Annotated in this window: 19 protein-coding genes; 7 read left to right on the forward strand and 12 right to left on the reverse strand. The window is 67.6% G+C overall.

All coding sequences use genetic code 11. The features are described from left to right. Window positions 1-26 precede the first annotated feature (26 nt). From GcLGCM259_RS09690 to GcLGCM259_RS09705, 4 genes are all read right to left on the reverse strand, one after another. Entirely contained in the window at window positions 27-413 is a 387-nt protein-coding gene (locus GcLGCM259_RS09690; protein ID WP_175419385.1) for a hypothetical protein, read from the reverse strand. Window positions 414-479: 66 nt separating this feature from the next. Beyond that, entirely contained in the window at window positions 480-3,224 is a 2,745-nt protein-coding gene (locus tag GcLGCM259_RS09695; protein WP_246049513.1) for a multicopper oxidase domain-containing protein, read from the reverse strand. Further along, window positions 3,217-4,488 carry a DUF8744 domain-containing protein gene (locus tag GcLGCM259_RS09700; RefSeq protein WP_175419386.1) on the reverse strand — a complete coding sequence of 424 codons (1,272 nt, stop codon included), beginning with the start codon at window positions 4,486-4,488 and terminating at the stop codon, window positions 3,217-3,219. Before GcLGCM259_RS09700 ends, GcLGCM259_RS09695 begins: the two co-directional genes overlap by 8 nt. Continuing rightward, a complete protein-coding gene (locus GcLGCM259_RS09705; RefSeq protein WP_138926488.1) occupies window positions 4,485-5,135 on the reverse strand; it encodes a helix-turn-helix transcriptional regulator in 651 nt (216 codons plus the stop codon). Before GcLGCM259_RS09705 ends, GcLGCM259_RS09700 begins: the two co-directional genes overlap by 4 nt. A gap of 186 nt (window positions 5,136-5,321) precedes the next feature. Between GcLGCM259_RS09705 and GcLGCM259_RS09710 the strand changes: the two genes are divergently transcribed. After that, window positions 5,322-5,636: a DUF2249 domain-containing protein gene (locus GcLGCM259_RS09710; protein ID WP_138926489.1), complete on the forward strand. Its 315-nt coding sequence runs from the start codon at window positions 5,322-5,324 to the stop codon at window positions 5,634-5,636. A 31-nt stretch (window positions 5,637-5,667) separates the two neighbouring features. Here the strand turns inward: GcLGCM259_RS09710 and mnmA are convergent, their stop codons facing one another. From mnmA to GcLGCM259_RS09725, 3 genes are read right to left on the reverse strand one after another with little or no spacing between them, the layout of a single operon-like run. Next, window positions 5,668-6,804 (reverse strand): tRNA 2-thiouridine(34) synthase MnmA, encoded by a 1,137-nt coding sequence (mnmA, locus tag GcLGCM259_RS09715; RefSeq protein WP_138926490.1) that lies wholly within the window; start codon window positions 6,802-6,804, stop codon window positions 5,668-5,670. Then, the gene (locus GcLGCM259_RS09720; RefSeq protein ID WP_138177499.1) at window positions 6,801-8,036 is read right to left on the reverse strand and encodes a cysteine desulfurase family protein; all 1,236 of its coding nucleotides are present in this window, start codon (window positions 8,034-8,036) and stop codon (window positions 6,801-6,803) included. The genes mnmA and GcLGCM259_RS09720 overlap by 4 nt, the downstream gene beginning before the upstream one ends. Window positions 8,037-8,063: 27 nt before the next feature. Continuing rightward, entirely contained in the window at window positions 8,064-8,882 is an 819-nt protein-coding gene (locus GcLGCM259_RS09725; protein WP_138926491.1) for a hypothetical protein, read from the reverse strand. Between the two features lie 134 nt (window positions 8,883-9,016). On the opposite strand from GcLGCM259_RS09725, the gene folP reads away from it, so the two are divergent. After that, window positions 9,017-9,940 carry a dihydropteroate synthase gene (gene folP, locus GcLGCM259_RS09730; protein ID WP_138926492.1) on the forward strand — a complete coding sequence of 308 codons (924 nt, stop codon included), beginning with the start codon at window positions 9,017-9,019 and terminating at the stop codon, window positions 9,938-9,940. An 11-nt stretch (window positions 9,941-9,951) separates the two neighbouring features. Next, window positions 9,952-10,719: a dihydrofolate reductase family protein gene (locus GcLGCM259_RS09735; RefSeq protein ID WP_138926493.1), complete on the forward strand. Its 768-nt coding sequence runs from the start codon at window positions 9,952-9,954 to the stop codon at window positions 10,717-10,719. Here the strand turns inward: GcLGCM259_RS09735 and GcLGCM259_RS09740 are convergent. Beyond that, a complete protein-coding gene (locus tag GcLGCM259_RS09740) occupies window positions 10,664-11,581 on the reverse strand; it encodes a diacylglycerol/lipid kinase family protein (protein WP_138926494.1) in 918 nt (305 codons plus the stop codon). The genes GcLGCM259_RS09735 and GcLGCM259_RS09740 overlap by 56 nt on opposite strands. A 121-nt stretch (window positions 11,582-11,702) precedes the next feature. On the opposite strand from GcLGCM259_RS09740, the gene GcLGCM259_RS09745 reads away from it, so the two are divergent. From GcLGCM259_RS09745 to GcLGCM259_RS09755, 3 genes are all read left to right on the forward strand, one after another. Next, window positions 11,703-12,614 (forward strand): J domain-containing protein, encoded by a 912-nt coding sequence (locus tag GcLGCM259_RS09745; RefSeq protein ID WP_138926495.1) that lies wholly within the window; start codon window positions 11,703-11,705, stop codon window positions 12,612-12,614. Between the two features lie 61 nt (window positions 12,615-12,675). Next, window positions 12,676-13,137 (forward strand): tRNA (cytidine(34)-2'-O)-methyltransferase, encoded by a 462-nt coding sequence (locus GcLGCM259_RS09750; protein ID WP_138926496.1) that lies wholly within the window; start codon window positions 12,676-12,678, stop codon window positions 13,135-13,137. 131 nt (window positions 13,138-13,268) lie between these two features. Then, complete coding sequence (locus tag GcLGCM259_RS09755; protein WP_138177490.1) at window positions 13,269-13,850, forward strand: anti-sigma factor domain-containing protein; 582 nt, start codon at window positions 13,269-13,271, stop codon at window positions 13,848-13,850. Between the two features lie 103 nt (window positions 13,851-13,953). Here GcLGCM259_RS09755 and GcLGCM259_RS09760 read toward each other — a convergent pair whose 3' ends face one another. The 4 genes from GcLGCM259_RS09760 to GcLGCM259_RS09775 all read right to left on the reverse strand — a co-directional run bounded on the left by GcLGCM259_RS09760 (window position 13,954) and on the right by GcLGCM259_RS09775 (window position 18,258). Further along, a complete protein-coding gene (locus GcLGCM259_RS09760) occupies window positions 13,954-14,715 on the reverse strand; it encodes a PIG-L deacetylase family protein (protein ID WP_138926497.1) in 762 nt (253 codons plus the stop codon). Then, a complete protein-coding gene (locus tag GcLGCM259_RS09765) occupies window positions 14,712-15,650 on the reverse strand; it encodes an electron transfer flavoprotein subunit alpha/FixB family protein (RefSeq protein ID WP_138926498.1) in 939 nt (312 codons plus the stop codon). The genes GcLGCM259_RS09760 and GcLGCM259_RS09765 overlap by 4 nt, the downstream gene beginning before the upstream one ends. A gap of 12 nt (window positions 15,651-15,662) precedes the next feature. After that, window positions 15,663-16,484: an electron transfer flavoprotein subunit beta/FixA family protein gene (locus GcLGCM259_RS09770; protein WP_175419387.1), complete on the reverse strand. Its 822-nt coding sequence runs from the start codon at window positions 16,482-16,484 to the stop codon at window positions 15,663-15,665. Window positions 16,485-16,782: 298 nt separating this feature from the next. Then, on the reverse strand, window positions 16,783-18,258 hold the full coding sequence (locus GcLGCM259_RS09775; protein WP_138926499.1) for a S1C family serine protease: 1,476 nt from the start codon (window positions 18,256-18,258) through the stop codon (window positions 16,783-16,785). 239 nt (window positions 18,259-18,497) lie between these two features. Here GcLGCM259_RS09775 and GcLGCM259_RS15715 point away from each other — a divergent pair, with 239 nt between their 5' ends. Then, the gene (locus GcLGCM259_RS15715; protein WP_138926500.1) at window positions 18,498-20,549 is read left to right on the forward strand and encodes a TPM domain-containing protein; all 2,052 of its coding nucleotides are present in this window, start codon (window positions 18,498-18,500) and stop codon (window positions 20,547-20,549) included. Window positions 20,550-20,570 lie beyond the last annotated feature (21 nt).

Genomic DNA, 20,570 nt, shown 5'->3' on the forward strand with positions numbered 1-20,570 from the left:
AAGCAAGGGACGCCCGGGCGCGGGGACTACATCGCCAGCAGCACCGAGATGATGTTGCTCAGCGCCCAGGCGCCCAGCAGCGACCACCCGATGGCGCCCAGCATCCGGGCGTGGGACACCGGCGCGGTGGTCTGGGGGTGCTGCTCGTGTCCGATGCGGTAGTACACGACGCTGGGCGCGGCGGTCTCGGTGAGCGCGTGCTCGTGCAGGGTGCTGCGCCGGGTGCCGTCGGCGGTGCTCCACACCAGGCAGGGCTGGCCCTCCAGGACGATCAGCTCGCACTCGGCCCGCCGCCATCTGCGCATCGAGCGCCTGGAAACCTGGGCGGCAAAGAGGAAGCCGAAGCAGGCGGCCAGCAGCAGCCAGCCGATCAACTCCAGTGCAGGTTGCAAGCTGCCCGACGCGTCGCCCATCACCCCATGATAAGGGCAGCACCGTCCGGCCGGGGTGCTCCCGGTGATCGCCCAGCCCAGATGCAGCTAGCGGTTCTCCCCGGTGATCTCGAACAGGCCGTGGGCGCCGCGCTCACCGTCGGACATGTAGTGGGTGACAAACGGGTAGTGCCCGGCCTCCGGGAAGATCAGCTCGACGAAGCCGCCCTGGGCCGGGGCCAGGGCCAGCGCCTGGCTTCCGCCCTGCGGGTCCTGCCGGTGATCCAGCCGGTAGCCGCCTTCGAACCAGACGGTGTCGAACTGACCGCCGATGACATGGAAGGAGGAGGGACGGTTGGGTCCGGCATCCAGCAACCAGATCCGCACCCGTTCCCCGGCCCGGGCCTTGAGCGGCTGGTGCAGGTACTGGTTGGCGTAGCCGTTGAAGGCCACGATGTCCGGGGTGCCGGCCAGCAGCTTGTCCATGTCCACTTCCCCGCCCTGCGCGCCCAGGTAGAAGTCCGACTGGGTGAGCACAAAGCTCTTGTCCACCTGCGGCAGGTCATCGGGTTCGATGATCACCGTGCCAAACATGCCGTTGGCGATGTGGGCGCTCATTGGCGCGGTGCCGCAGTGGTACATCCAGATTCCCGCCTTGGTGGCGGTAAACCGGTAGGTCAGGCTCTGGCCGGGCGCGATGGTGCGCATCGGCTCATCCGGGGCCAGGGCACCGGCATGGAAGTCGATGGAATGGCCCATGCTGCCGTCGTTGTACAGGGTGATTTCAAACTTGTCCCCCACCCTGCCGTGCAGCACCGGGCCGGGCGCGGTGCCGTTGAAGGTCCACAGTTTTTGGGTGACCCCGGGGGCGACGGCGGCCTGCAGCTCACTGACGGTGAACCGGTGTCGGTGGGTGACCGGTTCGCCGGCGTCCTTCGCCAGCGGCTCCAGTGCGGCCTCGCGCGCGGTGAACCCGTCCTGCGGGGCGGCGTTGAAGTCCAGCTCGCTGGCCGCGTCGGGTGCTGCCGGGCCCTGGTCCTGAGGTTCGCGGCCCATCATGTGGTGGGAGCCGTCCTGGGCGGGCGCCTCGCCCTCGCCCGGGTCCTGCTGCTGCCCGGGACCGGCGGAGAACTGCCCGGTCGCCACAATCTCCAGGACCATTCCCATCTGCTTGTGCCCGACAATTGAGCACCAGCCGTCCACCGAAGCGCCAACGACCCCGGCATCGACTTCCGCGCTTTGGCCCGGGGCCAGCCGCCCGCTGTCCTGCCCGGTGCCCAGCACCAGGTCGTGGGTCTGCTCGGCGTCGGTGTTCGTCAGCTCAATGATCAGGTGGGTGCCGGCCTGCACGTCGATGCGAGCCGGGAAGAAGCGCATGTCCTGGGCGGTGACCTGAACACGCTGCACCGGGGCGTCCACTTCCGCCGGGGACTGCTGCTGCCCGGCGGACGGGGCCGGTTCGCGCAGCCCGGCCGCGGCCGGATCCAGGGCCACCCCCAGGGCGATGGCCACCACCACGGCCATGAACCCGGCCACCGCCTGGCCGGCGCGTTGCCCGGCCGGGCGTTCGCCTTCCGGGGCCCGCGGCCCGCGCGGACGCCCGGCGGCCGGCAGCGTCTTGGCCTGCTGCACCTGGGCCTTCACCTTCCGGTGGGTGCGCAGCGCGGCAAACAGCAGGGGCAGGAAGCTGGCCATGGCCACCAGGTAGAGCACCGAACAAACCACACGCACCAGGGAGGAAACCGGCAGGGCGCACACCAGCAGGGCGGTGTTGGCCATCGACACCCGCCACGCCGCTCCCCGGTCAAACACCGTCGCGGTTTCCCGCACCGGCCGCGGCCCGCCGCCCAACGCCACCGGAATCAGGTAGGACAACGCCCCGAGCAGGACCTGGGCGGCAAAACCGGCCACCAGGTAGGGCGCCAGGGTGTCAAAGGCGCGCCCCATGGCCCGCCAGTCCGAGGTGGTCACGAGCCCCACCAGCATCCACACCAGCATGCCCACCCACCAGCAGACTGCGGCGAGCACCGAGAGCGTGGCGAAACTGCGCGGCGGCTTGTTGCGGGCCGCGTAGATGAACGGGGAAGCCAGCAGGCCCAGCCCCACCAGGTATCCGGCCACCCCGGCGGCGGCCACCGGAAGCACACCGAACCCGGCCCCGGCCGCCGCGATCAGCACCGCCGCCAGCAGCACCGGCAGGCTGTGCCGCAGCCGGGCGGCGGCCTGCGGGGCGATGCGGGTGCGCAGCATGGTGGGCCACAAGGTGATCAGGGTGCCGGCCACGGTCAGCCCGACCCAGCCGAGCAGGTTCACCAGCGCGTGCGCCAGGGTCAGCCGCTCATGCAGCGGGGAGGGCAGGCCGGTGGAGATCCAGGTGCCCAGCGCGGCGCCGATCGGCAAAAGCGCCGCGGCGGCCACATAGTAGCGCACACTGGCCCCATAGGGTGAGGGCAGCGCGCCGCGCAGCCGCCGGTACAGCCACACCCCGTGCCACAGTGCGGCCGCGGCGACCAGGCCCGCCCCACAGGCAGTGACCGGCCACCAGGCGCCAAGCACGCCGGTCATCACCACCACGGCCCCGGCGTTCAGCAGCAGCAGGCGCCGGGACTGCTGCCGCCGGGAGGCCTGGGTGACCGGCAGCTTGAGCAGGGCGGTGGCAAAATACTGGGACCAGACCAGGATGGCGTGGGACAGGGCGCCGAGCAGCAGCAGGTGAATCATTAGCCAGCGTGGGGCCGGCAGCTGGCGGTGGATCAGCGTGCTGAGCACCAGCAGGATCAGCCAGATCGCGGTGGGAAGATCCCGCAACGGCCAGAAACCCCGCCCCGGAACCTTGGCCGATGCCTCACTCATCACGTTTCCCTTCATGTTCTTCTCGGTTCCCGGCCCCGGCCCGGCCGGTCGAAGGGGCCGGAGCCATCCCGGGACGCAAGCCAATGGAATGCCCAGGCCTACCGCTAGGCACCGGCACGCTGCGTTTGGGCGTGTGCGCGGCGCCGCTACCCGGCGGCCATGGCAGGGCACGCTCCCCCAGCAGCGCACTGGCCAGCGCCACCAGAACGAACAGCACCACCGCCACCACGTTCAACACCCCGCCAGCCTGCCACAGCAGCTCGTACCCCAGGCCGTCACCCAGCCACAGGCGCAGCACCAGTCCGGCGTGCAGCAGCACCGCGGGGACCCACATCAGTGCCCGATACGGCAGCTTGATGGCCAGTACCGCCGGCAGGATCGTGGGGGCGTGGGCCATGATCATGGACATCACGAAGCCCAGGAACACTCCGTGCACCACCGTGTCGTACGCCGCAACACTCACCGGGTACCCGAAACACCAGGTCACCGCGGCAACCAGCAACCAGAAGTATCCCGCCAGCAGGCACGCGGCCATGAAGCGCGGTGCCCCCTGGGCGTGTATGGTGCGCCGGGCAACGTCCTGGCGCATGAGCCACAGCACCAGCAACGCCAGCGCCGCCCCGAACAGGACGGTGCCGGCCCAGACCCACAAGACGGAGGCCGCCGCGCAGCCCACCACGGCGCAGCACAACACCAGGGCCACCATCTCTGAGCGTGGGCCCAGATGCAGCCGGGCCAGTTCCACGCGCTCGCCGGCGATGGTGATCACCAGAAAGCTGCACAGCCAGGGCAGGATCAGGGAGGTTTGCACGCCCGCCAGCCACAGCAGCGTCGCGGCCACCCCGGCCCCCGCCCCGAGCATTTGGATCAGCACCGCCACCGCCCGTTGGCGTCGCCACAGCGGAACGTAGAGCGCCACGGTGGCCACCATGCCGGCCAGCAGCAGCGTGCCGGCAAGGATCCGGGGCAGGGAAACCAGCAGGCCCAGCCCGCCCAGGGCGAGCAGCAAGGGGGCCAGGTAGCCCCAGGCCCTGCCCAGTGCCACGGCCCGCTCCAGGGCAATGAGGGCGCCGACGAATCCAAAGACCAAGACCATTCCGTGGGCCTGGCCCCAACTGGCGACGGGCAGCGGCGCATGCACATCCAGCAGGATCAACCCCGCATCCAATCCGGCCAGCAGGCACAGGCCCGCAGGGATCATCAGCAGCAGACGCCAGCGCCCGCTGCGGCGGATCGGGCCGGGCTTGCGCAACGGGTGGCTCATGAGTCACGGTCCTGCGCATCATCCAGGCGCAGCAGGCAGTACCCCGGGCCGGCAAACGGCGTGATCGCGGTGCTCTCGGCCGGGTGGGGGTCAGCCTCCTGGCCCAGCACCCCGCGCACGATGCCCAGGTGCACGTTGCACACCACCTCGGGGTGTTCGCGGGCGGCGCCCAGCAACGGGCAGGCCTGCAGCCTGATCTGTCCGTCCGCCGCCTGGCTGGGGTCAAATCCCATGCGCCGCAGGACGGGCAGGACCCGCTGGGCCGCGCTGGCCTGAGGGTTCTCCAGGTCCTGGGTCGAGTCTGCGTGTTGTTCCCGGGCCAGTTCCCGGCCCCAGCTGGTGCCGGCCTCCAGGCCGGCGCTGACCGGGTCGGCGCTGCTGGCAGCGATCTGCCGGGCCAGCACCCTGGCCAGGGTGGCATAGGGGCTCTCGGGAGTCGGGGCGGGGGACCAGATCCAGGGCGGACGGCCGCGGCCGGTGACGGCGGCGGGTGTGCGCCGCACGTAGCCATCGCGCAACAGCGCCTCCAGCTGGGCGCGCACCGTGTTTTCATGCATACCGGCAGCTTGGGCCAGCTGCGGGATGCTCAGTGCCTCGTTTGCCTCCTGGAGCAGGTGCAGGATGAGTTCGCGGGAGGGGGAATGCATTCGGCCGGCGCCGCTGCGCCGGTTTTCCCGCGGACTGCGTGGCCGAGTCGTCAATGCTTTCCCCTCACCGTGCCGGTCTCCGTTGCCGAAACCGCTATTTTCCACTGAGTTAATTGTAATAAAATAGTGGCGGGCATGCCATGTGGCATCCCCGCCACCTGGCGGATCAGAGTGAAGGAGTCGGTGATGGCCGAGAACATTGAAATCTCAGCAACCCGGGAAGAGGCGCTGAAGCAGACGGCGGCAGGCACCTGCGCCTGCGGTGGGCATGACGAGCAGCTGCCGGTCCTGGATGTGCAGACGATTCCGCATGCGGTGCGCCACGCGGCAATTTTTGGCGCCCTGGGTTCACTGCGCAGCGGGTCGGGGCTGGTGCTCAGCGCAACACACAACCCGTTGCCGCTGCTCAGGCAGCTAGATGAGCGCCATCCGGGCGAATTCGAGGTCAGCTACCTGCAGCAGGGCCCGGAGGTTTTCAAGCTCAAGCTGGTGCGCAACTAGCGCCCCCGGGGCGGTCCCGCCAGCGGCTACGTCAGCTGACCTTGGCCGGGTCCCAGGCCGTGGAGCGGGCCGAGTCGATGGTGGCCTGGCCCAGCACCCGGCTGTCCTGGTAGATGACCATGGTCTGGCCCGGGGCCACCCCGCGCATCGGCTCCACCAGCCGGGTCACCAGCTGGCACACCCCGTCGGCCTGCTGCTCGACGTGGGCCACCGCCGCCACCGGATCCCCGTGGGCGCGCACCTGGACCATGCAGTCGAACTCGGTGCCGAGCCCAACCTCGCTGATGGGCCGCCCCGCCCAGGAGACGCGGATGCCGCGCAGCTCATCCACGGCCAGCAGCGCCTCGGGGCCAACGATCACCTTGTTGTCCTTGGGCCGGATTTCCAACACGAAACGGGGCTTGCCGTCCGCTGCCGGGCGGCCCAGGCGCAACCCCTTGCGCTGTCCCACGGTGAAGGCCTGGGCGCCGGTGTGCTCGCCCAGTTCGTTGCCGTCCTGGTCCACGATCTTCCCCGGCGTCATTTCGATCCGTTCGGCCAGCCAGCCGCGGGTGTCCCCGTCCGGGATGAAGCAGATGTCATGGCTGTCGGGCTTGTTCGCCACGGTCAGCCCGCGCTCGGCGGCCTCGGCCCGCACCTGCGCCTTGGACGGGGTCTCCGCCAGCGGGAACATGCAGTGCTCCAGCTGCTGGTGGGTCAGCACGCCCAGCACATAGGACTGGTCCTTGGCCCAGTCCGCCGCGCGGTGCAGTTCCGGGTTGCCGGCCTCATCGCGGATGACCTTGGCATAGTGCCCGGTGCACACCGCGTCGAAGCCCAGCGCCAGCGCCTTTTCCAGCAGTGCGGCGAACTTGATCTTCTCATTGCAGCGCATGCACGGGTTCGGGGTACGTCCGGCCTCGTATTCGCTGATGAAGTCATCGACCACGTCCTCGGCGAAGCGGTCCGAGAAGTCCCAGACGTAGAACGGGATGCCCAACTTGTCGCAGGCGCGCCAGGCGTCCGAGGAGTCCTCGATGGTGCAGCAGCCGCGCGAGCCGGTGCGCAGGGTGCCCGGCATCCGGGACAGGGCCAGGTGCACCCCGACCACGTCGTGCCCGGCCTCGACGGCTCGGGCGGCGGCCACCGCCGAGTCAACGCCGCCGGACATCGCTGCTAAGACCTTCATCGTGTAAATCCTGTTCCCGCAGTATGGATACTGCTCTCGTCGGCCGCCATTCCGGCCTTCTTCGCCCGGGCGTAGGCCTCGGGCAGTGCTTCCAATAGTCTGTCAACGTCGGCCCGGGTGGTGCTATGCCCAAATGTGAAGCGTTGCACACTGCGGGCGCTGCGCGCATCGCGGCCCATGGCCAGCAGCACGTGGGAGGGCTGGGGCACCCCGGCGGTGCAGGCCGAGCCGGTGGAGGAGCAGATGCCCAGCATGTCCAGCACGAACAGCAGCGAGTCCCCCTCGCAGCCGGGGAAGGTGTAGTGCAGGTTTCCCGGCAGCCGGGCCTGGGTGTGCCCGGCATCGGCCGGGCCGTTCAGCTGGGCCTCGGGGATGCTGCGCGAAATCTCGGCGACCGCGTAGTCGCGCAGGCCGGCCAGCCGCTCGTATTCGGCCTCGCGCTGCGCGGCCGCTTCCTGGGCGGCGGCGGCGAACCCGGCGGCCAGGGCAGCGTTCAGGGTGCCCGAGCGCAGCTTGCGTTCGTGTCCCCCACCATGCTGCACCGGGGTGAGCACCACGTCGCGGCGCACCAGCAGCGCGCCAATGCCCACCGGCCCGCCGATCTTGTGGGCGCTGATGGCCATGGTGGCCACCTGGCTGGCGGCGAAGTCGGTGGCCACGGCCGTGAAGGCCTGGACCGCGTCGGTGTGTACCGGGATCTGGTAGCCGGCGGCGTGCCGCGCCAGTTCGCTCACCGGCTGCACGGCCCCGACCTCGTTGTTCGCCCACATCAGGGTCGCCAGGGCGATCCGTTCGTGGTGCTCATCCAGCAGGGCGGTGGCGGCGGGCAAATCCAGCACGCCGTCCCGGTCCACCGGCATCCACACCAGCTCGGCGCCCTCGTGTGCGGCCAGCCACTCAGCGGTATCCAGCACCGCGTGGTGTTCAATGCCCGAGAGCAGGATCTTGGTGGCCTGCGGGTTGGCGGCCACCCGGTTCCAGTACAGCCCCTTCAGGGCCAGGTTGTCCGACTCGGTGCCTCCGGAGGTGAAGATCACCTCGGAAGGGTGGGCGCCGGCTGCCCGGGCGATCTGCTGGCGGGCCTCATCCACCACCCGGTTCGCGGCGCGCCCGGCCCCGTGCAGGGAGGAAGGGTTGCCGGTGCGCGCGAACTGGGCGGTGACCGCCTGCAGGGCGGCACCGCTCAGCTGCGTCGTCGCGGCGTGATCCAGGTATACGGCCGAAGTGTTCATCCCTTCAATGGTACGAGTTCGCCGCCCCTAGGCTGAATGGCCGATTCGTGTGAGTTCTCCTACCTCCAGCGCCTCCAGCGCGTCGCTGCCCAGCACCGCATCGATCAGTGCCCGGCTGCCGCCGAGGATGGTGGAGTCATCGTAGGGTTCGGTGGACAGCATCCAGGAATGGTCGTGGGGGAAGGCCAGGGAGGGACGCTGGCGCTGCTCTCCGGCGGTGGTGCTCGCCCACAGCGGGTTGGCCAGCTGCTCCCGGTTGAGGGCGAAGAGCAGGTAGTTGCGGTAGCCGCCGCCCAAATCCAGGCGGGGCGCGGTGCGGACCGCTGCGGGCAGTCCCGGGCGCTGGGCCTCGGCGAGCGCCCGCGCATGGGCCTGGCGGTTGTGTTCCGCGTCGGCGTCGGGGTCCGGCTCGAAGTCGATCTGGATGCGTTCGCCTCCCTCGATGAAGGCGTACCCTCCCCACAGCCCGGCCACATAGGGGGCTGCGGCGGGTCCTGGTTCAGTGTGCCGGGACAACAGCTCCACCAGGGCGCCCCACTGATCGATGGGCAGTTCGTAGGCCGGTACGTCCCCGTCCACCCAGGCGTCCTCCTGCTGCGGGTCGCCGTGCTCGTCCAGCCCGGAGACGTCCTCGAACAGGTCGGCGCCCTGCAACCGGTGCCCACGCAGGGCCGCGATGCTGCCCCAGCTGACCGGGGCCCCGTCCTCGTCCATGGCCGGGTGCAGGATTCGGGCGTAGGCGGCATAGCCTGCGGGGACCTGGGCGGCGATGGTCCCGGGGGCGGCGCTGTCGATGGCCTGGCGGATCCAGGTCCCGGTCTGGGCGGGAAGATGTGGCATGTCCATGTCACCAGCCTACTGTTTGCGCGGCGACGGCTGTGGGGCCGCCGGCTCGGGGCACCGGTTCCGGCTGGGGGTTCAGTGGTATGTATTAAGTGAGAGTTGTCCCCGAAAAATCTGCAGTAAGGGTTTAGATAGCGATGTTCCTGCCGGATCTGAAATACCCCGTACACGATTTTTCGCACCGGAGCATCGATTTTTCGCAGCGCATCGCGGTGATGGCGGTCGTGAACCGCACCCCGGATTCCTTCTTCGACGCCGGGTCAACCTTCGGATTGGATCAGGCCATCGCCGCGGCGATGCAGGCCGTGCAGGACGGGGCGGATTGGGTGGATATTGGCGGGGTGCCCTTCTCCCCCGGCCCGGCACTGTCCTGGCAGGAGGAGGCCGAACGCGTGGTTCCGGTGATCCGGGCAGTGCGTGAGCGCAGCGATGTGCTGATCTCCGCGGATACGTTCCTGCCGCAGGTGGCGCAGGCCGCGATCGAGGCCGGGGCCGATGTCATCAACGACACCACGGGCCTGTCACAACCCGGCATGGCCCAGGTCGTGGCGGACAGCGGCGCCCACCTGGTGCTTACCCATTCGCTGGCCAAGCCGCGTACGGTGTACCCGCGCCCGCATTATGCGGACGTGGTCGGTGAGGTGCGAGACTACCTGGCGCGCAAGGTCGAGCTGGCGGTGCAGGCCGGGATCGGTGAGCAGAAGCTGATCATTGACCCGGGGCATGACCTGAACAAGAACACCCGCCATACCCTGGAGCTGACCGGCAACTTCTCCCCCATCGCCGAGCTCGGCTACCCGGCGCTGGCCGCGGTGTCGAACAAGGACTTCATCGGCGAAACCCTCAACCTGCCCAAATCGGAGCGGATGGTCGGTTCGATGGTCTCGGCCACCATGTGCATCATGGGAGGGGCGCGGATCATCAGGATGCACAATGTTCCCGAGGCGGTGCAGACCGTGCACCTGATCGAAGCGGCCGCCGGTTGGCGCGCGCCGGCCTACCAGGTCCACAACATGTCGGACATCAATCCCCCGGCCCACCCCGAACACAGCCGCAACTAGGAGCTATCTGCATGCACGGAATCTTCCCGGAACCCACGCCCGAACTGAGCGACAACCAGCTGCTGGAGCGCTACGCCATCGATCGCCGGCCCTATGTCCGGTTCAACTTTGTCTCCAGCCTGGACGGCAGCGCCCAGGTCGGCGGGGTCTCGGCCGCCTTGGGCAGTGCGGCCGACCAGCGCCTGTTCAAGTTGCTGCGCCGGCAGGCCTCGGTGGTTTTGGTGGGGGCCGGAACCGTGCGCGCCGAAGGGTATGACGGACCGCTGGTGGACCCCGAATCCCAGATTTGGCGCGAGGCCAACGGCTTTGACCGCCACCCGGTGCTGGCGATCTTGAGCAACGGGCTGAACATCTCCCCCACCTCCGCGGTGGTGCGCAACAGCCCGGCCCCGATCCTGCTGTTCACCGCCGTGAACGTGGACCCGCAGACCGCCCGGCACTACCCGCAGCATGTCCAGCTGATCCAGGTCCCACAGTTCAATGGGCTGATCAGCGCCACGCACGTGGTCCACGAACTGACCGAACGGGGCCTGGAGTGCATCCACGCCGAAGGCGGTCCCACGATCTTTGGCCAGTTCATCGACCAGCAGATGGTTGATTCACTGTGTCTGAGCATCAGCCCGCAGCTCATTGGCGGGCAGGGGGCGCGCATTGCCTCCGGCACCGGGGAACACCCCCAGGCGCTGCAGCTGCATTCTGTGCTGCACGAGGAAGGGATGCTGCTCACCGAATACCGGCGCTCACGTCCATCAGCGACAGACACCCCGGACGCACCGTAACCCTGAAGTCCCCGGTGCCCAGCTGCTCCCCGTCCCCGTAGCTGGTTCCGGCAAATTCCACCCGGGCAGTGCTGAACACCCCGGCACGCCGGTAGCGGTGTTCACGCCCGGTGAGGATCTGCACGATCCGGGGCAGCACCCGGTACAGCGGGGCGGCGGTGACTATCATGGCGTCCATGCGCCCGTCATCGTCCCGGGCTGCGGGAAACAGACTGATGCCGCCGCCCAGGGTGCGGATGTTGGCCAGGCTGGCCAGGTACACTCCGCCGTGGAAGGAGAACCCGTCAGCGCTGATGCTCAGCTGCCGGGGTTTGATCCGAGGCAGGCACAGCAGCAGCGCCAACCCGTAGCGGGTGGCCCCCAGCCAGCGCGGCAGGGCGTTGGCCGCCTCGTTGACCTGCGCTTCAAAACCGCAGGAGACCGCCCCAAGCACGAAGCGCGTGCGCTGCGGCTCGTTGGCGAAGCTGACCTCCAACACGTCGCTGGTGCGGATCCTGCCGTGACCGGCCAGGAACCCGAGGATCGCCTCCCGGGTGGAGCGCACCGAGGAGGCCCGGCCCATCCGCCACGCGTCGTTGCCGCTGCCGGCCGGAAGAATCCCCATCGGGATGCCCAGGTCGATCAGTGCGGGCAGGCAGGAGTGCACGAGCCCGTCACCTCCCACAATGACCACGGCGTCACTGCCGCGCAGCCGGCTGGGCAGTTCACTGCGCGGCACCTGCGAGGTGTCCACCAGCTGCGGGTTCCGTCCGGCGTCCTGCAGGGTGGCGTGCAGCGCCCGCGCCCGGGACAGGCCGCGGCCGTGGCCGGAGGCGGGGTGGAAGACAATGGAAACGCGGTGATACCCGCGCGGGGTGTTCATAGCCTCACAGCCTACCCATGGGCGGGCGGTGGGCGGAAAAGCGCCGGGGGCATTTATGCTTGTTACACCGCAGCTTCACCCGCGCCCTGCCCCACATCGTTGAAAGGACTTGCTCCTGACCATGAGCTCGCCAAGTCCCTATGAAGTCCTTGGCATTGCGCGCACCGCCTCCCAGGCCGAGATCAAGATGGCTTACCGCAAGGCCGCCCGCGAGTCCCACCCGGACCTGGGCGGCTCCGCCGAACGGTTCCGTGCCGTGCAGCGGGCCTACCAGCTGCTCTCGGATGAGGCGGACCGTTCGCGCTATGACCGCTCCTTCCAGGCCCCCGACACCCGCTCCACTGGATCCGCCACCTCCGCCGGCACCGGCTCGCGTCCCTTTGACGAGCGCGTGCGCACCTCCACCCAGCCCAAGGCGCAGATGCAGGTGCAGTACGTTCCGCCGCTGGAGGATACCGGTTTTACCGACCTTTCCGCCCAGCTCTCGCGCCGCCAGGTCCACGGCGAGCCGCGCAAGCGGGGGCTGTTCACCTCCCGCTCGCGGCTTGAACGGGAGGCAGCCACCATTTCGCTGCTTGAGCGCAACGTCCTGTCGGTGCTGCCCGCGGCGCGGCTGATCAATGGAGTGCACTCCCCCGGCGGCGGACACTATGACCATGTGCTGTTGGCCGGGTACCGGATGGCGGTCATTGGCACCATGACCCTGCCCGAAGGGTACTACATGTTTGACGGGCAGGTCCTGCGCCACGGCAATCGCATGACCCAGCCCCCGGTCCTGCAGATCTCCGGTCTGCAGCGCGCCTTCATGAACCTGAACGTGGTGCCCTACACGCTGGTGCTCACCGGACGGGACAACCCCCATGAGCCGGTCATTGAATACGGCCGCAAGGGCGCCCCGGCGTTGGCCGCCTCCCCCAACGTGCTGAACGCCGCAGGGCTGGTGCGTGAGCTGAAACTGTTCCTGGGCTCCGGCCCGCAGCCCAACCTGGTGGATCGTCCCACTCTGGCGCGTCTACTGGCCGGCATGTACTGAGCACCAGATCCATAACCACAAATCACCGTTGCGCAGGGTCTGAAGCACTACAATTGGGTGAGTGTTTCGAATCCTGTTTAACGCCCCCGAAATTCCGGGCAACACCGGTAATGCCATTCGTCTCGCCGCGGTAACCGGCGCCGAGCTGCACCTGGTCAAACCACTGGGTTTTGACTTTGATGACGCGAAACTGCGCCGTGCCGGGTTGGATTACCATGACCTGGCGGTGATGAGCATCCATGAGGATTTGGATGCCGCATTCCAGGCGTTGGGTGAGGGCCGGGTTTTCGCCTACACCAGTGAGGGAACGACCCTCTACACCGATATCGACTACCGCCCCACCGACATCCTGCTCTTCGGCAAGGAGTCGGTCGGGCTCTCCGCGCAGGACAAGTCCCACCCGCGGGTCAGCGACCTGGTGCGCCTGCCAATGCTGCCGGCGCGCCGGTCCATGAACCTGGCCAACTGCGCCTCCATTGTGTTGTTTGAGGCATGGCGGCAGCACGGTTTCGCCACCGTATAGGACATTCAGCCTCGACACCCTTCAGTCACAGGTTGATAACAACTTTGTGCAGTAGGCTCAGTTAACGCGGTGCAGCGGAATTCCGGCTGGACCAGACACAACCGACGAAACTCTCGGGAGACTCCATCACCATGAACGGTAGCTTCGATCAGCGCCGCAACGAACAGCACGATGACGACCTGGGACTGGGAATCGTTGACGAACTTGCCAGCACCTCCCGGGCCGAGAAGTCCCATAAACCACGCGGCTGGATCTTTGCCGTGGTGGGTGTCGTGGTGTTGGCGGTCCTGGCCCTGGTGCTGTTCTCCCTGCTGAACTCCGGGGCGACGAACGACACCTCCGCGCTGAAGGCCAAGGACTCGGTGTCCAACACCCTGGAACTGCGCAGCGGCGGCAAGGCGACGGTGACCACCTCCGAATCCGATCGGGCGGTCGCCGTGGAACTCTCGGGTCTACCGGCCCTGGATGAGTCCGAGCGCTACGTGGTGTGGGGCATCGATGACGAGGGCAACACGATGGTGCTGTTGGAAACCGCCAAGAGCGCGGATCAGGCCGGGGTGAAGGACAAGCCGGCCCTGGCTTCCATCCTGGTCACCGTCGAGACCACGCCCACCCCGGAAACGCCAACCAGCGAGTCCGAGGCCTCGGTGGATCTGCCCCTGGATCCCAACGCGCCGCAGGAAGACGGCACCACCAACGGCGACGACGCCTAGCGTCCGTCCACGAGCAGCAACGAAGGTCCGTGAATCCCCGCTGGGGTTCACGGACCTTCGTCATGCCGGGCCGTTTGCGCGGCCGCAGTTCAAGCCGGTGCGGCTAGAACCCGGCAATCGTGTCATCGGCGTTCACCGCCACCGCGTGGAAGCTCTCGGCGTGCCGGGCCTGCTCCAGCCCGCCGCGCACCGCGTTCTCCCGACACTGTTGTTCGACGAACTTCTCCATGGCTCTAACATCCGGGTGCTGGGTGAAGTGCGAACGCAGCGCCTCCATTTTGCGTCCGAAGTGCTCGGTGATGTCCACGAACGCGTTTTCCCGTTCCTTCGGCGCCCCGTAGAGCCACAGCCAGGGAACCTTGTAGGCTTCCAGGCCCTGCTCGGTGATCAGCTCCGGGAAGCTGAACGGGTTCTCCACCGCCGGATAGATGGCCCGGGTCACCGCCTCACCACAGGCCAGGTGGTCCGGGTGTGAACGCTGCAGGCGGTCCCACGCCCGTTCCGGGTGCATGGCCATGACAATGTTCGGACGCACCTGGCGGATCAGCCGGACCACTTCGCGGATCACCCGCTGGTTCGGCTCCAAGAAGCCGTCGCGTTCGCCCAGGAAGTGCACCGTTTGCACGCCCACCTTGGCTGCGGCCTCGCGCTGTTCCAAGTGGCGCAGCCGGGCGGTTTCCTGTGGGTCCCGGTCATCAAAGCCGCCGGCGTCCCCGTCGGTCATGACGCAGTATTCCACCTGCACCCCGGCGGAGGTCAAGGCGGAGACGGTGCCGGCGGCCCCGAAGTCCAGGTCGTCCGGGTGCGCGGCAAAGGCCAGCACGCGGGCGGTGGATGGTTGAATAAATGGCAGGGTATCGATCATGACTTGCGGCGGCGAATCTCCTCGGCGGCCTGCGGCAGCACCTGGCGCAGGTCACCAATGATCCCGAAGTCGGCGATCTCAAAGATTGGCGCGTCTTCGTCCTTGTTCACCGCCACAATGTACTTGCTGGTCTGCATCCCGGCCTTCTGCTGGATGGCCCCGGAGATGCCCACCGAAATGTACAGCTGCGGGGAGACAGTGGTGCCGGTCTGCCCCACCTGGTAGTCGTGGTCGATCCAGCCGGCATCGGTGGCGGCACGCGAGGCACCCACCGCCGCGCCCAACGCGTCGGCCAGTTCCTCGATCGGTGCGAAGTCGCCATCGACGCCGCGCCCGCCGGCCACCACGATGCGTGCCTCGGACAGGGCCGGGCGTCCGGTGGAAACCTTCGCCTGGCGCTCGACAACCTGTACTGCACTGTTGGCGGCCGCGACCTGCAGGTCCTGCACCTGCGGCTGCTGCCCGGGGCCGGCGGGGGCGTCCTCAATGCTGTTGGGCTTCACGGTGACCAGCAGCACACCGGAGGCGGCATTGGCCTGGGTGGTGTATGAGCCGGCCAGTTCGTCCTTGGTCACGGTGCCGTCACCGGCCACATCCACGGCGTCGGTGATCACCCCGCCGTTGCAGCGGATGGCGGCACGGGCGGCGACCTCGCGGTTGAAGCTGTCGTTGGCCAGCAGCACCAGCTCGGGGTTCACCGAGCTGATTGCGGCTTCAAGGGCGGCCACCTCGTGGTCTTGGAAGGAGTCAGCGGCCGGGGCCTGCAGGACGCTGGTGATCCCGTAGCCAGCAAGAACCTCAAGGGCCGGGGCCGAAACCTCACCCACCACCGCCACGGTGGCAGGGGAGAAACGGGTGGCCAGGGTCAGCAGTTCGCGCTGGGCCTTGGTTGGTTCCTGGCCCAGGGCGTCAAAGAATACTAATGCGGAAGTCATGTGGTTCAGTCCTTAGATCAGCTTCTGTTCGGCCAGGTAGTCGACCAGCGCGATTCCGGCCTGGCCGTTGTCCGTGATGACGGTACCGGCCCCGCGCGCCGGGCGGGCGTTGGCCGAGAGCACACGGGTGGGCGAACCGGCTGGGCCAACGCTGGACGCGTCCAGCCCCAGGTCGGCGGCGCTGACCTCTTCCACCTTCTTCTTCTTGGCCGCCATGATGCCGCGGAAGTTCGGGTAGCGCGGCTCATTGGCCTGGTCGGTCACCGACAGCACGGCCGGTAGCGAGCCACGCAGCGTCAGGGAATCGGCGCCGTGATCGCGGGTGATGCTCAGCGTCCCGGCCGCCGAATCGAAGTCCACGTTCGAGGCGTTGGTCAGGGCAGCGAAGCCCAGCAGTTCTGCCAGCTGAGCCGGCACGATGCCGGTTTCGGCGTCGGTGGAGGCCATGCCGGTGACCACCAGGTCGATGTCCCCGGCATACTTGATCAGCGCGGCCAGGGCCTTGGCGGTGGCCACGGCGTCGGAGCCGGCCAGGGCCTCGTCGTTCAGGTGCAGTCCGCTGGTGGCGCCCATCTGCAGGGCCTTCTTCACTGAAGCCACCGCCTTGGGTCCTCCCATGGTGGCCGCAATGACTTGGTTGCCTGCCTTGGGCCCGCCGCGGTCCTCGGCGATCGCCAGGGCCGCCTCCACGGCGTATTCATCCAGCTCGGAAAGGATTGACTCGCTGCGGTCGATGCGCAGGGTGTCCAGGTCGATGTGACGGTCAAACTGAGCGTCCGGTACGTGTTTGACCAGTACCAAGATGTTCAGTGGCGTGCTACTCGCGTCGCTCATTCTCGCCTTTCATGCAAAGTGTCTTCGCTGTCGTAAAGACCGTGGAAGGATCTCTTCCACCCTTATCGTATCGGCGCACCGGCAATACGCCAGAACCTTTTGAAAAATCCAACGGCGGTACGTGACGCATGTCCTTGCATGTCGTAACACGTACCGCCGTGGCCTCATTGCCGGTTCACATTCTGCTTCCCCCGCCGCGCATCGCTGCGCGGCCGGCCGGATCTTCGTCAACTTCTTCAACACTGCTTCACACTTCGCCCCATAGGAGGGCGAAGTGTGAAGCAGTGCCTGCTGGGTTCTAGTCCTCCAGGGTGCCGACCGTGACCTCCACGTCCTTGGTTTGCCCGTCCCTGATGTAGGTGATCTTCGCCTGGCCCTTGGCCGGAACCTCACGGATGGCCGCGGTCAAGGTCTGTGAATCCTGGATGGGACGGTCGTTGACACCGGTAATCACATCCCCCGACTTCAGCCCCGCTTCCGCGGCGGCCGAACCGGAGCTGATGTCCACGATCTTCGCCCCGGTGCTGAACCCGGAGCTTTGCTGCCCGGTGCGTGCCGCGGCGGCCTGGACGGTGGCGCCCAGCAGCCCGTGGGTGGCCGAGCCGTTCTCAATCAGTTCGCTGGAGATGCGCTTGGCGTAGTCGATGGGGATTGCGAAGCCCACGCCAATGGACCCCGAGTCTTCGTCCCCCGAGGAGGCGATGGCGACGTTGACCCCGATGATCTCGCCCTTCGCATTGACCAGGGCGCCACCGGAGTTTCCGTGGTTGATCGCCGCATCGGTCTGCATGACATTGATGTAGATGGAGCCCGAGTTGTTCTTCTGCTGCGGTGCGCCGGGGAATTCGAAGTTGAACTCACTATCGCCCCCGCCGTCGCTGGGCTGTTCCGGCACTGCGGAGGAGGCCACGGAGATCGTGCGGTTCAGCGTGGAGATGATCCCGTCGGTGACGGTGCCGCTCAGTCCCAGAGGTGCGCCGATGGCCACGGCGGTGTCCCCGACGTTCAGGCTGCTCGACTCGCCCAAGGTCGCTGGAACCAGGCCCTCGGCGTCAATCTTGATGACCGCCAGGTCCGACATCGGGTCGGTGCCCACCAGCTCCGCGGAATACACCTTGCCGTTGTTCAGTCGCACATTCAGCTGCGGATTGCCGGTGGCCCCGCCCAGGGTCACCACGTGGGTATTGGTCAGGATGTGCCCCTGATCATCCAACACGATGCCAGAACCCGAGCCGGCCGAACCGTTGCCGGAAGCCTCGATCGTCACCACGCTGGGCGCGGCCTTGGCGGCCGCGGCGGTGGCGGTGGTGACCGTTTCCGGGTTGTTGATGACCACGCCGTCCTGCGGACTTTGCACCTGGGCGGTGCCGCTGGAGTTGGGGTTGATCAGGTAGGTGGTCCCGGCGGCGGTGACCCCGCCGATCAGGGCGGCGGCGACCATGCCGGAGATCAGGGTGGTCCCGGCATAGCGCTTGCGCGGCTTGCGCTCGGGAGCCTGCGGCGACTGGTGCGGGTGGAAGTCCCCCTGCCCATACGGGTTCTGCCCGGCCGCGGAGTGCTGCTGGTCAGCGGCCGAGTAGTAGTGGCTGGCCGTGGGGTATTGGGTGGTGGGCGCTCCGCTGTCGTGCTGGGAGCCGGCTGCCGAGCGCGGGTTTGGCTGGTTGGCATCCTGCGGGGTCACCGGTTCCCCGGCGTTGTGTGCCGGCTGGCCCACGCGCGGTTCGTGGTCCCCGCCCTGGCCCGGTTCCCTGGGATCACTCGGTGACTGGCTCATGGTTGCCTCTCTAGTTCTCTTCGATCTCTTGGTAATTATTATTCCGATGCGAACTGTGGCCTTAAGCGGGAGAAACTGAGCAGCCGCTGTGAGTTCGGCGCAAGTCAACACGGCCAACCCGGGCTTTACCGGTCTTACCCTATGGAATCACGAAAATTCGTGGCACGGTCCTGAATTCGCCGAACGGGCACGGGTATTGTGTAACTCATATCCGCATGCAGATCTGAGTAAGGACGAAAATGCGACGTACCGCACGGGGACTACTGGCGGCGGTCGTGACCGCCGTGGCCATGTTGTTTGCTCTGGCGCTGCCCACTCATGCCGAATCCCCGGTGGATATTCCTCCGGGCAGCTTCGTGGTGGACAACTCCGGGGTGCTGGGCGGCGGTGAAGCCAACGAGCTGGAGGAGGAGATCTCCAAGCTGCGCTCCGAGACCGGGGTGAGCCTGTTCGTGGTGTTCGTCGATCAATTCAGCAATCCGCAGGATCCGCAGCAATGGGCCGCCGACGTGGCCGAGCGCAAGAACATGGGCAGCAATGACACGATTTTGGCGGTGGCCACCGAGCAGCGCCAGGCCCAGTTCCTGACCTCGCAAAGCGGACCGCTGGGCGGCGCCGGTCAGCAAATCTATACCCAGTACATTGCCCCGGAACTGAACAACCTCGATTGGCTGGCCGCGGCCGAAGGTGCTATCAACGGCATTGAGGATGCCGCCAGGGGCACCGGCTCGCGCGGTGGATCCTCTGGCTCGGGTTTCTCCCTGATGCCGATCCTGCTGGTTTTCGCCGGCGTGGCCGTCATCGGCTACTTCGTCTTGTCCCGCCGCAGCAAGAAACAGGTCCGCCGCGGTCAGGCCCAGCCCAACCAGCCGGTCCAGCCGGCCATCCCCCTGGACCAGCTGCGCAAGCAGGCCGACCACCTGCTGGTGGCGGCCGATGACTCGATCCGCTCCTCCGAACAGGAACTGGGTTTCGCCGAGGCGCAGTACGGCTCCGCGGCGATTGCCACGTTTACCCAGGACCTGTCCAAGGCCAAGGAGCACCTGCGCGAGTCCTTCAAGCTGCAGCAGCAGCTGGATGACGAGATCCCGGACACCGAAGAAGACCAGCGTTCGTGGCTCAACGAGATCATCCGCAGATGCCAGGAGGTCAATTCGAGCCTGGAAGCCCATGCCGCGGACTTCAAGTCCCTGCGTAAGCTGGAAACCAATGCGGAGAGCCACATCTCCGAGCTGGAGGCAGGACTGGAGCCGTTGAATCAGCGGTTGTCCCAGAGCGTTGCCCTGCTTGAGGACCTCTCCCAGCGCTACGCCCCGGAAGCCACCTCCCAGGTCTTGGATAATGCCTCGCAGACCTCCGAGCGCATCAGCTTCATCCGCTCGGCGCTGAACCAGGCCCGGACCGCGATCCAGAACGGCGAACGTTCCCAGGCCGCGGTGCTGGTGCAAAACGCGGAGGAAGCCCACGATCAGGCCACCGGCCTGCTGGATGCGATTGCCAAGTCCAACGAGGCGCTGACCAACGCCGAGGCGGATCTGCGGGCGGCAGTGGCCGAGGCCGAGCAGGAGCTGTCCCAGGCCAAAGCGCTCATGGGCGCGCAGGGCGGACAGCGGTTGGCCGCCCCGATAGCAGCCCTGGAAACTGCCCTGGAATCCGTTAAGCGTTCCATGCGGCAGGGCAAGCCCAACCCCTTGGCCCTGATCGCAGCCCTGGACGAGGCGGGACAGGCGTTGAGCAATGAGCTGGGAACCCTGCGTGAGAAGGATGAGCAGGAACGTCACGCCCGCTCCCAGCTGCAGTCGGTGCTGCGCACCGCCGAATCGCGGATCAACGGCACCGATGACTACATTCGGGCCCGCCGCGGCGGGGTGCGTTCCTCGGCCCGCACTCGCCTGGCCGAAGCGCGGCGCTGCCATGAGGATGCGGTGCGGCTCTCCGGCTCGGATCCCATCCAGGCCCTGGCCACCGCCCAGCGGGCCATTCGCCTGGCTGAGGAGGCCGCGCGCATGGCCGAGAGCGATGTTGATAGCTTCGGAGGCCCGGGCGGCTATGGCGGTTACGGCCAGGGACGACGCGGTCCGTTCGACGGATTGGGCGGGGCCGTGCTCGGCGGCATCCTGATTGATTCGATCCTGCACGGGGGACGTTCCTCCGGCGGCCATTCCGACGGCGGCTTCTTTGGCGGCGGAGGATTTGGCGGCTTCGGCGGCGGGGGCGGCGGCTTCGGCGGTGGAGGCGGCGGCTTCGGCGGCGGGGGCGGCGGCTTCAGCGGTGGAGGTGGCAGCTTCTAACTTCCCTGGCGTCATTACCGG

This window comes from Glutamicibacter creatinolyticus, assembly GCF_006094275.1.
GTDB classification, from domain to species: Bacteria; Actinomycetota; Actinomycetes; order Actinomycetales; family Micrococcaceae; genus Glutamicibacter; species Glutamicibacter creatinolyticus.